Source organism: Brachybacterium paraconglomeratum (genome assembly GCF_003994255.1).
Taxonomy (GTDB): Bacteria; Actinomycetota; Actinomycetes; order Actinomycetales; family Dermabacteraceae; genus Brachybacterium; species Brachybacterium conglomeratum.
On the sequence record NZ_ML133852.1, the window covers coordinates 203,323 to 215,014 of the forward strand.

Annotated in this window: 11 protein-coding genes and 2 tRNA genes; 8 read left to right on the top strand and 5 right to left on the bottom strand. The window is 73.0% G+C overall.

What is annotated here, in order from left to right; genetic code table 11:
* The first annotated feature begins 2 nt into the window (after positions 1-2).
* The 4 genes from DS079_RS05030 to DS079_RS05045 all read left to right on the top strand — a co-directional run bounded on the left by DS079_RS05030 (position 3) and on the right by DS079_RS05045 (position 5,844).
* A complete protein-coding gene (locus tag DS079_RS05030) occupies positions 3-1,334 on the top strand; it encodes a deoxyguanosinetriphosphate triphosphohydrolase (protein ID WP_126985405.1) in 1,332 nt (443 codons plus the stop codon).
* A 4-nt stretch (positions 1,335-1,338) separates the two neighbouring features.
* Positions 1,339-3,312 (top strand): DNA primase, encoded by a 1,974-nt coding sequence (gene dnaG / locus DS079_RS05035; RefSeq protein ID WP_126985407.1) that lies wholly within the window; start codon positions 1,339-1,341, stop codon positions 3,310-3,312.
* 219 nt (positions 3,313-3,531) lie between these two features.
* Positions 3,532-4,203: a MarR family winged helix-turn-helix transcriptional regulator gene (locus DS079_RS05040; RefSeq protein ID WP_126985409.1), complete on the top strand. Its 672-nt coding sequence runs from the start codon at positions 3,532-3,534 to the stop codon at positions 4,201-4,203.
* A 249-nt stretch (positions 4,204-4,452) separates the two neighbouring features.
* Entirely contained in the window at positions 4,453-5,844 is a 1,392-nt protein-coding gene (locus tag DS079_RS05045) for a TIGR01777 family oxidoreductase (RefSeq protein WP_126985411.1), read from the top strand.
* Here the strand turns inward: DS079_RS05045 and DS079_RS05050 are convergent.
* Positions 5,842-5,915 (bottom strand) — tRNA-Ile (locus DS079_RS05050). The genes DS079_RS05045 and DS079_RS05050 overlap by 3 nt on opposite strands.
* Before the next feature lie 310 nt (positions 5,916-6,225).
* Between DS079_RS05050 and DS079_RS05055 the strand changes: the two genes are divergently transcribed.
* The 4 genes from DS079_RS05055 to DS079_RS05070 all read left to right on the top strand — a co-directional run bounded on the left by DS079_RS05055 (position 6,226) and on the right by DS079_RS05070 (position 7,909).
* Positions 6,226-6,297, top strand: a tRNA-Asn gene (locus tag DS079_RS05055).
* Positions 6,298-6,369: 72 nt separating this feature from the next.
* Positions 6,370-6,840 carry an OsmC family protein gene (locus tag DS079_RS05060; protein ID WP_126985413.1) on the top strand — a complete coding sequence of 157 codons (471 nt, stop codon included), beginning with the start codon at positions 6,370-6,372 and terminating at the stop codon, positions 6,838-6,840.
* Complete coding sequence (locus DS079_RS05065) at positions 6,837-7,328, top strand: peptide deformylase (RefSeq protein ID WP_126985415.1); 492 nt, start codon at positions 6,837-6,839, stop codon at positions 7,326-7,328. The genes DS079_RS05060 and DS079_RS05065 overlap by 4 nt, the downstream gene beginning before the upstream one ends.
* An 89-nt stretch (positions 7,329-7,417) precedes the next feature.
* The gene (locus DS079_RS05070) at positions 7,418-7,909 is read left to right on the top strand and encodes a DUF3145 domain-containing protein (protein ID WP_126985417.1); all 492 of its coding nucleotides are present in this window, start codon (positions 7,418-7,420) and stop codon (positions 7,907-7,909) included.
* Between the two features lie 101 nt (positions 7,910-8,010).
* On the opposite strand, the gene DS079_RS05075 is transcribed toward DS079_RS05070, so the two are convergent.
* The 4 genes from DS079_RS05075 to DS079_RS05090 all read right to left on the bottom strand — a co-directional run bounded on the left by DS079_RS05075 (position 8,011) and on the right by DS079_RS05090 (position 11,671).
* Complete coding sequence (locus DS079_RS05075; RefSeq protein WP_126985419.1) at positions 8,011-9,252, bottom strand: beta-ketoacyl-[acyl-carrier-protein] synthase family protein; 1,242 nt, start codon at positions 9,250-9,252, stop codon at positions 8,011-8,013.
* 73 nt (positions 9,253-9,325) lie between these two features.
* Positions 9,326-9,574 (bottom strand): acyl carrier protein, encoded by a 249-nt coding sequence (locus DS079_RS05080; RefSeq protein ID WP_010551652.1) that lies wholly within the window; start codon positions 9,572-9,574, stop codon positions 9,326-9,328.
* Between the two features lie 146 nt (positions 9,575-9,720).
* On the bottom strand, positions 9,721-10,722 hold the full coding sequence (locus tag DS079_RS05085; protein ID WP_126985421.1) for a beta-ketoacyl-ACP synthase III: 1,002 nt from the start codon (positions 10,720-10,722) through the stop codon (positions 9,721-9,723).
* Position 10,723: 1 nt separating this feature from the next.
* Positions 10,724-11,671: an ACP S-malonyltransferase gene (locus DS079_RS05090; protein ID WP_126985423.1), complete on the bottom strand. Its 948-nt coding sequence runs from the start codon at positions 11,669-11,671 to the stop codon at positions 10,724-10,726.
* Between the last annotated feature and the right edge of the window lie 21 nt (positions 11,672-11,692).

Consider the following 11,692-nt stretch of genomic DNA (forward strand, 5'->3'; position numbering starts at 1 on the left):
CCATGACGACCACCGCCCCTCCCGGCCCCGCCGCGGCCGTCCCGCCCGTCGGCTACTCCGCCCACGACCTCGAGCGCTGGGTGCCCGAGCCGCCGAAGTCCCAGGCCCGCACGCCCTTCCAGCGGGATCGGGCCCGGGTGCTGCACTCCTCCGCGCTGCGCCGTCTCGGTGCGAAGACCCAGGTGCTCGGCGCGGGCGCGAACGACTTCGTCCGCACCCGCCTCACCCACTCCCTCGAGGTCGCGCAGGTGGGACGCGACATCGGCGCCGAGCTCGGCTGCGACCCCGACGTGGTCGACGCCGCCTGCCTCTCCCACGACCTCGGCCACCCGCCCTTCGGCCACAACGGCGAGAAGGTCCTCGACGACCTCGCGAAGGACTTCGGCGGCTTCGAGGGCAACGCCCAGACCCTGCGCCTGCTCACCCGCCTCGAGCCCAAGGTGATCGGACCGGAGCGCCCCCACGGGCTGAACCTCACCCGCGCCTGCGTCGACGCTGCGATCAAGTACCCCTGGTCGCGCGGCGAGGGCCCGGACCCGGACTCCCCGAAGTTCGGCACCTACGCCGACGACCACGACGTCTACTCCTGGGCGCGCGAGGGCGCCGTGGAGGGACGGAAGTGCTTCGAGGCGCAGGTCATGGACCTCGCCGACGACATCGCCTATTCCGTCCACGACATCGAGGACGCGATCACCGGACGCACCCTCGACCTCGGCCGCCTGCGCGACCCGATGGAGCGCTCCGCCGCGCTGTACGTCGTCCAGGACTGGTACATGCCCCACGAGAGCCTCGACGCGCTGGACGCGGCGCTGACCCGCCTCGAGGCCGAGCCCTCCTGGATGTCCGCCTTCGACGGGTCGATGCGCTCGGCCGCGGCGCTGAAGGACATGGCCAGCCAGCTCATCGGCCGCTTCACCCGCTCCGCGATCACCGCCACCCGCGCCGAGCACGGGCCCGCGCCCCTGTCCCGCTACGGCGGCGACGTGATCGTGCCGGAGGGGACCCACGTCGAGATCGCGGTGCTGAAGGGCCTGGCCGCCGCGTACGTGATGTCCTCCGCCTCCCAGCAGCCCGTCTACGAGGCGCAGGAGGAGATCATCCGCGACCTCTACTCCCGGCTGTGGCACACCGGCACCCAGCACCTCAGCCCCCTGTTCGCGGAGCTGTGGCAGCAGGCCGAGGACGACGACGCCCGGCGACGCGTGATCGTCGACCAGATCGCCTCCTACACCGATGTCACCGCGAGGCGCCTGCACGAGGTGCTCTACGACCGCGCCCTCACGCACGTCACCGCCGCGGACATGCCCCTGCCCGGCCTCGGATCGGAGCTCTGAGCGGGTGGCACAGGGACTGATCCGCCGCGCCGACGTGGACCTCGTGCGCGAGCGCTCCCGCCTGGACGAGGTCGTCTCCGAGCACGTCACGCTGCGCACCGCCGGGATCGGCTCGATGAAGGGGCTGTGCCCCTTCCACGACGAGAAGACGCCCTCGTTCAACATCCGCCCCCAGCTCGGCCACTGGCACTGCTTCGGCTGCGGCGAGGGCGGGGACGTGATCTCCTTCGTCCAGAAGATCAACCACCTCAGCTTCGTCGAGGCGGTCGAGATGCTCGCCGGGCGCTACGGCGTCCAGCTGCACTACGAGGAGGGCGACGGCAAGGGCGGGGACCGGCCCGACTTCGGGACCCGGCGCCGCCTCCTGGACGCCCACTCGATCGCGGAGGAGTTCTACCGCGAGCAGCTCTCCGCCCCGATCGGCGAGATCGGGCGGCGCTTCCTCACCGAGCGCGGCTTCGACCAGGCCGCCGCCGAGCACTTCGGCGTCGGCTTCGCGCCCGAGGGCTGGGACTCGCTGACCTCGGTGCTGCGCGGACGGGGCTTCACCGAGGAGGAGCTCACCGCCAGCGGGCTCGTCTCCCAGGGCCAGCGCGGCGTCTACGACCGCTTCCGCGGGCGCCTCGTGTGGCCGATCCGCGACATCACCGGCAAGACCATCGGCTTCGGGGCGCGGCGCCTGCTCGAGTCCGACCAGGGCCCCAAGTACCTCAACACCCCCGAGACCGCGATCTACCACAAGTCCTCCGTGCTCTACGGCCTCGACCTCGCCCGGAAGGAGATCGCCTCCCAGCACCGCGTGGTGGTCGTCGAGGGCTACACCGACGTGATGGCCGCACACCTGGCCGGGGTCACCACCGCCGTCGCCTCCTGCGGCACGGCCTTCGGCGCCGAGCACGTGAAGATCGTCCGCCGCGTGATGGGTGACTCGAACCCGTCGGCCGGGCTGCGGCTGAACACCGACGGGAAGGGCCTGGCCGGGGAGGTCGTCTTCACCTTCGACGGCGACGCCGCCGGGCAGAAGGCGGCGCTGCGCGCCTTCGAGGAGGACCAGCGCTTCGTCGCCCAGACCTACGTCGCGGTCGAGCCGAACGGCCTGGACCCCTGCGATCTCAGGATCCAGCGCGGCGACGAGGCGGTGCGGGAGCTGATCGAGACCCGTCGGCCGCTGTTCGAGTTCGCGATCCGCACCGCCATCTCCCAGGTCGACCTCGACACCGTCGAGGGCCAGGTCACCGCGCTGCGGATGGCCGCGCCGGTCGTGGCGAGGATCCGGGACCGTGCGATGCGGCCCGAGTACGCGCGCCGGCTCGCCGGCTGGCTCGGGATGGAGGAGCGGACCGTGCTGCGCGCCGTGCACGACGCCGCCCGCACCGAGGGCGGCGGGCACCGCGCCCACGAGATGCCGCCCGAGCGGACGGGGGAGCGGCCCGGTGCCCCGGTGATCGAGGACGACGGTGGCGCCCTGCCGATCCCGCGCCTGGCCGACGTGGTCAGCCCCCGCGACCCCGTGGGCCAGGTCGAGACCCAGTCGCTGGCGGTGATGCTGCAGGCCCCGCACCTGCTGGACGCGGAGCGTGTGGCCGGCCTGCCGGACGACTCCTTCCACGTCCCTGCCCTGCAGGGGGTGTGGGACGTGATGCTGGCCGCGGGAACCCTCCTGGACGCCGTGGGCGGGCAGCTGCCCGCCGCGCGCTATCTGGAGCAGGTCCTCGAGATCGCCGGCGAGACGGTGCGGCCGCTCATCGTGGAGATCGCGAACCTCGACCTGCCGGCCCGCAGCGAGGAGGCGCTGGGACGGCTCGGCGTCTCGCTCCTGGACCGTCTCAGCGAGCTGTCGATCACGCGCGAGTACTCCGTGCTCAAACAGCGCCTCCAGCGCACCGATCCCTCCGACGCGGAGCGCTACCAGCAGATCATGGCGCGTCTGACCGAGGTGCAGATCAAGCGTCGGTCGCTGCGGGCACCGTCGGACTGACGGCACCGCTCGAGGAGGCGCGTCCGGCCCGGAGTCCGCGCTCGCGTGCCGCCTCGCGGCGCTCGCGGTCTGTCGCGTCGTCGGGGCCGGCGGTCAGCAGATCGGCGGCGGAGCGCCAGCGCTTGCCGGCCCTGCGCGCCGCGGGGAGGCGGGAGGGCTCTCGGCAGGGTGTACGGACCGCGCGGACGTCCGACGCCGGCAGGACGCTACGATCCTGGGATGGACCAAGGTGGCGGCGCCCAGGAGTCGCGACGGGCGGGGACCGCGCATCCGGTCGCGGCCGGCGCAGCGGATGAGGCGCCCTACGCCGACGCGTCGGGCGAGTGGACGGAGAGGCCCGGGGAAGCGGCGAGGGGCGAGCATTCCGACGGCTACTGGTACCCCGAGCACGACTCCGCGATCGACCTGCTCGCGGCGCTGCGCACCTACCAGGCCGCACACGGCGACATGCGCCGTCGGACGAGCGCCGGGATGGACATGAACATGACCGATCTGGCCGCGCTGCGCCATGTCATCGCGCACGAGCGGCACGAGGAGCCGCTGACCCCTCTGGGCCTGGCGCGGCTGCTCAGAATCTCCGGCGCCTCCAGCTCGAAGCTGCTGGACCGTCTCACCGCTTCGGGGCATCTGCAACGGGTCCCGAACCCGGATGATCGCCGCTCGAGCGTCGTCGTCGCGACTGACCACGGGCACACGCAGGTCCGGGAGCGCCTGGACGGCCTGCACACGCGGATGCAGGAGGCGGCGGAGCAGGTGCCCGAGGAGGTACGCGGTGAGGTCGCCGCCTTCCTCCGCCGCATCGCGGGGGCGCTCGATGCCGAGAGCACCTCCGACGCGCCGCTCTCCTCGGTCGAGCGGTCATCTCCGGCCCCAGCCCCACGCAGACGATGACCCCGCCGGTGACGGCGAGGCCTCGGACACCCCTGTCGGGCGCGCCGTGTCACAGCGCCTCCTCCTGCACCCGGGGCACAGTGCGGCCGCGGCGTCAAAGGGGGCGCTGGGCGTTGCCCGGCATGGCGTGCCGCCGAGCGTGCACCGTGCCGCGGCATTGCTCCACGCGTCCATAGCTCGGCGAGGTAGCGTGAGAGGAGCCGACGTGATCGGGTGGCCCACCGCCCGCTCCGGAATCGAGGAGTCGCCGTGAGGATCGAGACCCGCTACCACCTCGAGCATCCCCGGGACGAGGTGAACGCCTGGCTGGAACGGCCCGGAGCACTCACACGGCTCACCCCGCCGGGTCTCGCCACGGCCGAGGACGCCGCCGAGGGCGGCACCAGGCAGGGCCGTCTCGTCGGCGTGCGCCTCGGCCCGACGCTGCTCCCGCAGCCGCTGCGCCCCCGCTGGCTGCTGCGCCACGCCGATGCGACGGCGCCCTTCGACTTCGCCGACCAGCAGGTGCGCGGCCCCTGGCGCACCTGGCGGCATGAGCACGCGGTCGAGCAGAGCCGCTCGGGCGCCGCGGTGCACGACCGCCTCGAGGTCGAGCTGCCTCGGCGCCTCGAGCGATGGGAGCCCCGTGTCGGGGAGCTGGTGCGGGGCGTGCTCCACTTCCGCGCCCGCCAGCTGCGCGAGGACCTCGCCTTCCACGCGGCGCGGGCGGGCCGGCGCCCGCTCACCGTGGCGATCGCCGGGTCCTCGGGGCTCATCGGCAGCCAGCTGGCGGCGCTGCTGCGCACCGGCGGTCACACCGTCCGGCCGCTCGTGCGGCGCGCCGCGGCGGCGCCGGGAGAGATCTCCTGGGACCCACAGGGAGGGCGGCTCGACCCCGCCGACCTCGAGGGCGTGGACGTCGTGGTCAACCTCGGGGGTCGGTCGATCGCAACGCGATGGACCGCCCCGGCACGGGCGGAGATCCGCGCCTCCCGCCTCGCGGGGACCACGCTCCTCTCCCGCACCCTCGCCGGTATGGCCGATGGGCCGACGGCCCTCGTGCAGGCCTCCGCCATCGGGTACTACGGGCCGCGCCGGCCGGGGGAGAAGCTGGTCGAGGACTCCGGCCCGGGGGAGGGGTTCCTCGCCGAGGTGGTGCGCGACTGGGAGGCCGCGACGACCCCGGCGCGCGAGGCAGGACTGCGGGTGGCGCTGCTCCGCACGGGACTGGTGCTCAGCGACGGCGGCGGATCGCTGCTGCCGCAGCTGCCGCTGTTCCTCGCGGGAGTGGGCGGTCGGCTCACCGCGCGGGACGCGGCCATCTCCTGGATCTCGCTCGACGACATGGTCCGGGCCTACGCCCACGTGATCCTCTCGAGCACGGCGGCCGGGCCGCTGAACACGGTCGCGCCGGGAACGGTCACCGCCGGCGAGTTCGCCAGGGCCCTCGGGCGGGTGCTGCACCGGCCCGCCCTGCTGCCCGTCCCCGCCGCCGGACCTGCGCTCCTGCTCGGCTGCGCCGGGGCCGACGAGCTGATCCGCACCGACCAGGACGTCTCGGACGACCGGCTGCGCAGGAGCGGCTTCGAGCCTGCTCACCCCGAGCTCGAGCACGCGCTGAGACACCTGCTGCGGCAGATGCCCGCCGAGGGGGAGGAGTAGCCCAGGCGGGGCTTGAACCCGCGACCGACGGATTATGAGTCCGCTGCTCTGACCGGCTGAGCTACTGGGCCGTGGCCCCTCGAGAGGGCCCGGACGAATCTACCACGCACGGCCGCATGACCTGGTTCGACGCCGCGCCACGGGCCCCGCGGGCACTCCGACTCAGACGGGCTGGCGGGTCGCGGCGGCGCCACCCGCCTCCTCGAGGTGCTCCGGAGGAATGGCGACCTCCTCGATCCGGGAGCGGCGGTCCGGGCGATGACGCGTCAGCATCCACGACGGGACCCGGCGCGGACGCGTAACCTTCGTCATAGTGGCCGGTCGTGAGGGGGTTCCGGGATGCGAGCCCGGCCCCGATCCTGCTACAGTCGTCCAGGTCGATCCCGCATAGCTCAACGGCAGAGCATTCGACTGTTAATCGAAGGGTTGTTGGTTCGAATCCAACTGCGGGAGCCCCTGCGACTCAGCCCCGGCCTCGTCCGGGGCTGAGTCATTTCTCCTCCGGCCCCCTGAAGGAGCATGCCGATGCCCTCCCTGCCCGATGACCGCTTCCCGCTCCCGGAGGACTTCGGTCCCGGCAGCGTGTGGGCGGACCGCACCGGCCACCGCACCCTCGTCGGCCGGACCCAGCGCGGCGTCGAGATCCCGATCGGCCACGGCGAGGGCGAGGCGAGCCCCGGCGAGCTGCTCAAGCTCGCCTTGATCGGCTGCGCCGGGATGAGCAGCGACGTGAACCTCGCCCGCCGCCTCGGCGAGGACTTCGAGGCTCGGCTGTGGGCCCACGGCACCTCCGACGAGGCCGAGAACCGCTACCTGTCGATCGCCGAGGAGGTGCAGCTCCCGCTCGAGGGGCTCACCGCGCAGGAGATCGCCACGGTCGTGAAGGTCTTCGACCGGGCCGTCGCCGCGGGCTGCACCGTCGAGCGCAGTGTCGTCCCCGGCGTCGAGGTCACCCACCGGGTACTCGGCGCGGAGCCGGGGGAGGAGCAGGCGTGACCGTCCGTCCCATCCGAGTCGTCGGCGACCCCGTCCTGCGCACCCCCTGCGACCCGATCCGCACGGTCACCGACGGCACCCGCACCCTCGTGCGGGACCTGCTCGACACCGTGGACGACCCCGCCCGCGCGGGCGTGGCCGCGAACCAGATCGGCATCGGCCAGCGCGCCTTCTCCTGGCACCTGGTCGAGACCGGTGAGCTCGGGTACATCCTCAACCCCGTCATCGTCGAGCTCTCCGAGGAGCTGCAGCACGACGACGAGGGCTGCCTCTCCGTGCCCGGGCTCTTCTTCCCGCGCACCCGCTCCGCCTTTGCCCGCTGCGTGGGCACGGACCTCGAGGGCGAGGAGATCGAGCTGGCCGGCGAAGGGCTCATCGCCCGCCTCATCCAGCACGAGGTCGGCCACCTCGACGGGGAGCTCTACATCGACGGCCTCGAACGCTCCGTGAAGAAGCGCGCGTTGCGCCAGATCAGGGAGACCCTTTAAGCTCGTCTCGGACAGACACGCGCTGCCATCGGTTCCGTCCATGGTTTCGATTCGTTGGGGAAGACGCATCGGACACCGGAAGGAACGAGATGACTCAGGGCGTTCTGTACATCCACTCGGCCCCGCGCGCCCTCACGCCCCACATCGAATGGGCGGCCAGCGGGGTCCTCGGCATGCCCGCACGCATCCGCTGGGAGGACCAGCCCGTCGGCCGCGGCCTGCAGCGGGCCGAGATGACCTGGCGCGGCCGTGAGGACACCGGCGCACGCCTGGTCAGCGCGCTGCGCGGCATGCACGAGGTGCGCTTCGAGGTGACCCAGGAGGCGACCGCCGCCGTCGACGGCGCCCGATGGAGCTGCACGCCCGAGCTCGGCATCCACCACGCCGCGACCGACCACGCCGGCAACATCGTGCTCACCGAGGACCACGTGCGCGGCTGCATGGAGCGCGCCGGCTCCGACCCGCGCGCCCTCCCGCGCGAGCTCGGCATCGCGCTCGGCGCGCCGTGGGATGAGGAGCTGGAGATCTACCGCCACGCCGGCGAGGGCGTGCCGATGCGCTGGCTGCACCGCGTCAGCTGAGCGCGCGTCGGCCGCGGCCGCACGACCCTCCGATGCGCGAAGGGCGCCCGTTCCCCGAGGGGAGCGGGCGCCCTTCGCGAGCGCTGCGGCAGGGGTGCCGGTCAGGCCGTGGTGACCACCAGCGCGATGTCGTGGCCGCCGAAGCCGAAGGCGTTGTTGAGCACCGCGAGATCCCCCTCGGGGAGCTGCGCCGGGGCGCCGTTCGCGATCGCCATCGGGGTCTCGGGGTCGAGGTCCTCGATGTTGATCGTCGGCGGGACGGTGCGATGGTGCGCGGCGAGGACCGAGAACAGGGTCTCGAGCGCGCCCGCGCCGCCGAGCAGGTGCCCGGTCATCGACTTCGTCGAGGTGACGACGATCTGGTCGGTCACGCCGTCCAGCGCGTCGGAGACCGCGCGCAGCTCGCCGATGTCGCCCAGCGGGGTGGAGGTGCCGTGGGCGTTGAGGTGCTTGATGTCCTTGGCGGCGAGGCCGGCGTCTTGGACCGCCTCGCGCACCGCGGCCGCCTGCCCCTCGGGGTTCGGGGCCGAGATGTGGTGGGCGTCGGAGGCCATGCCGCGGCCGGCGGCGTAGCCGTAGACGCGGGCGCCGCGCGCCTTCGCGTGCTCCTCGCTCTCGAGCACCAGGATCGCCGCGCCCTCGCCGAGCACGAAGCCGTCGCGGTCCACGTCGTAGGGGCGCGAGGCGTGCTCGGGATCGTCGACGCGCGTGGACAGGGCCCGGATGTTCGCGAAGGCCGCGATGGTCATCGGGTGGATGGACGCCTCGGTGCCCCCGACGACGACCACGTCGGCCCGGCCGTCGCGGATCATGCCCATGCCCAGCGCCACGGCCTCCGAGCCGGAGGCGCAGGCGGAGACGGGGGTGTGGGCGCCGGCGCGGGCACCGAGCTCCATGGAGATGTTCGCGGCGGAGGAGTTCGCCATCAGCATCGGCACGGTGAAGGGGTTGACGCGGCGGGCGCCGCGCTCGCGCACGACGTCCCACTGGTCCAGCGTCGTCCAGATGCCGCCGATGCCCGTGCCGACGACCACGCCGAGGCGGGTCGGGTCGACGTCGGGAGCGCCCGCATCGGCCCATGCCTCGCGGGCGGCGACCATCGCGTACTGGCCGGAGGGGTCGAGCTTCTTCGACTCGGGACGGCTCAGGGAGTCCAGCGCCCCGGGCACCAGACGGCAGGCGAAGTCGACGGAGAGCCCGTAGGACTCCTTCCAGTCGTTCTCGAGGGTGCGGGCCGCGGAGGTCCCGGCCAGGGCCGCCTCCCACGTCGAGGCGACATCCGCGCCCAGCGGGTTGACGGTGCCGAGGCCGGTGACGGCGACTCGGGAACGGGAAGCGGACATGCGGACCTCCGGGTCGGGGCAGACGGGGAACGGCGACGCCCGGGACGAACCCGTCCCGGGCGTCAGGCGGGGCTCAGTTCTGGGCGCCCGCGATGTACTTGACGGCGTCGCCGACGGTGGCGAGGTTCTTGACCTCTTCGTCGGGGATGCGCACGTCGAACTTCTCCTCCGCGTTCACGACGATGGTCATCATCGAGATGGAGTCGATGTCGAGGTCGTCGGTGAAGGACTTCTCGAGCTTCACGTCCTCGGTGGCGACACCGGTCTCCTCGTTGACGATCTCGGCGAGGCCCTCGAGGATCTCGTTCTCGGTGTGTGCCATGGGTGCTCCTTAGGGATGTTCGGATTGTGTGGCGGGGACAGACTACCCGGGACGCTGTGCTGTTCCGGTCAGGCCGAACGATGTTACTTCCCGGTCGTGATGCGGGTGACAGTCGTCCGGGCGGTGCCCGGCGGCCCGGGCGGGGCTCAGGGCAGGACCAGCACCTGGCCGGCGTAGGCGAGCCCGGCGCCGAAGCCGAACTGCACCAGCACGTCGCCGCTCTTCGCAGCGCCCTCCTCGAGCAGGCGGTGGGTGGCCAGCGGGATCGACGCGGCGGAGGTGTTGCCCGTCTCGGCGATGTCGCGGCCGATCACCACGTCCTCCGGCAGCTTCAGCTGCTTGGCGAGCTCGTCGATGATGCGCATGTTCGCCTGGTGGGGGACGAACACGTCCACGTCCTCGATGCCGATGCCGGAGAGCTCGAGCATCTCGCGGATCTTCTTCGCGGTGTGCCAGACGGCCCAGCGGAACACCGTGCGGCCGTCCTGCTCGAGGGTGGGCCATTCGGCCTTCCCGTCACGGAAGTCGATCGACGAGCCGGTCATGCGGATCGTGTCCCAGTGGTCGCCGTCGCTGCCCCAGACCGTCGGACCGATGCGCGGGGCGTCGGACGGGCCGACGACCGCGGCGCCGGCCCCGTCCCCGAGCAGGAACGAGATCGAGCGGTCGGTGGGGGAGACGAAGTCCGAGAGCTTCTCCGCACCGATCACCAGCACGTTCCGGGCGGCGCCCGAGCGGATCAGGGAGTCGGCCTGCCCGATGCCGTAGGCGAAGCCGGCGCAGGCCGCGGAGATGTCGTAGGCGATGACGTCGGGCCGGCCCAGCTCGCCCGCCAGCAGCGTCGCGAGCGACGGGGTCGGGTAGGGGAAGGAGATCGTCGAGACGATGATCGCGTCGAGGGTCTCCAGCGCGATGCCGGAGCGCTCGATCGCCTCCTTCGCCGCGGTGAGGGAGAGGTCCTTGACGCCGACCTCGGCGCTCGCGCGGGTGCGGGTGACGATGCCGGTGCGCTGGCGGATCCACTCGTCGGAGGAGTCGATCGGGCCGACGAGGTCGTCGTTGGGGACGACCAGGTCGCCGCGGGCCGCGCCGTAGGCGAGGATCTGCGAGCCGGGGACCGTCCTCGGGGCGGTGAGGGTGATCGCCATGTCAGGCCTCCTGGTCGGACGGCGCGAGACCGGCGTGCTCGCGCACCAGGGCGCGGGCGGCCTCGAGATCGTCGGGTGTGTTGAGGTTCGCCAGCGCGATCCCCTTCAGCTCGCGCTTCGCGAGCCCGGTGAGCGTGCCCGCGGGGGCGACCTCGATCATCGCGGTCACGCCGCGGTCGCGGAAGGTCGCCATGCAGGCCTCCCAGTCCACGGGCGAGGCGACCTGGGTGACGATCGCGTCGAGGTACAGCGCGCCCGAGGTGACGACCTCGCCGCCGGCGTTGGAGACCAGCGGGAGGGTCGGGTCGGCGGGGGAGAGCGTCGGCGCGAAGGCGGCGAGCTCCTCGCGGGCGGCGGCCATGTACGGCGTGTGGAAGGCCCCGGCGACCTGCAGCGGGATGACGCGGGCCTTCGCCGGGCCGTCCTCTCCGAGCGCGGCGATCTTCTCGGCGCTGCCGGCGGCGACGACCTGGGCGGCGGAGTTGATGTTCGCAGGGTGGAGTCCGTGGCGCTCGATCGCGGCGAGCACGTCCTCGCGGGTGCCGCCGACGACGGCCGCCATCGAGGTGGGCTCGGCCGCGGCGGCGGTGGCCATGGCGCGCGAGCGCACCGCGACCAGACGCATCGCGTCCTCGTCGGAGAGCACCCCGCCGAGCGCCGCGGCGGTCAGCTCGCCGACGCTGTGGCCGGCGAGCACGTCGGCCGCGGGGAGGTCCTCCTCGGAGCGCAGCTGGGACGCGGCGACGATGCCCGCGGCGACCAGCAGCGGCTGGGCGACCGCGGTGTCGCGGATCGTGTCGGCGTCGGACTCGGTGCCGTGGCGCAGCAGGTCGATGCGGGCCGGCTCGGAGAGCGAGCCCAGCAGCTCCTCGACGCCCGGCAGCTCGCGCCAGGGGGTCAGGAAGCCGGGCTTCTGCGCCCCTTGGCCGGGGCAGACGATCGCGAGCACAGGTACCTCCAGGGGAGTGAG

Bases quoted from the DNA above. Each gene is read 5' to 3' on its own strand.
- DS079_RS05030 (WP_126985405.1), top strand. From the start codon at position 3: ATGACGACCACCGCCCCTCCCGGCCCCGCCGCGGCCGTCCCGCCCGTC.
- DS079_RS05040 (WP_126985409.1), top strand. From the start codon at position 3,532: ATGGACCAAGGTGGCGGCGCCCAGGAGTCGCGACGGGCGGGGACCGCG.
- DS079_RS05060 (WP_126985413.1), top strand. From the start codon at position 6,370: ATGCCCTCCCTGCCCGATGACCGCTTCCCGCTCCCGGAGGACTTCGGT.
- DS079_RS05070 (WP_126985417.1), top strand. From the start codon at position 7,418: ATGACTCAGGGCGTTCTGTACATCCACTCGGCCCCGCGCGCCCTCACG.
- DS079_RS05075 (WP_126985419.1), bottom strand. From the start codon at position 9,252: ATGTCCGCTTCCCGTTCCCGAGTCGCCGTCACCGGCCTCGGCACCGTC.
- DS079_RS05080 (WP_010551652.1), bottom strand. From the start codon at position 9,574: ATGGCACACACCGAGAACGAGATCCTCGAGGGCCTCGCCGAGATCGTC.
- DS079_RS05085 (WP_126985421.1), bottom strand. From the start codon at position 10,722: ATGGCGATCACCCTCACCGCCCCGAGGACGGTCCCCGGCTCGCAGATC.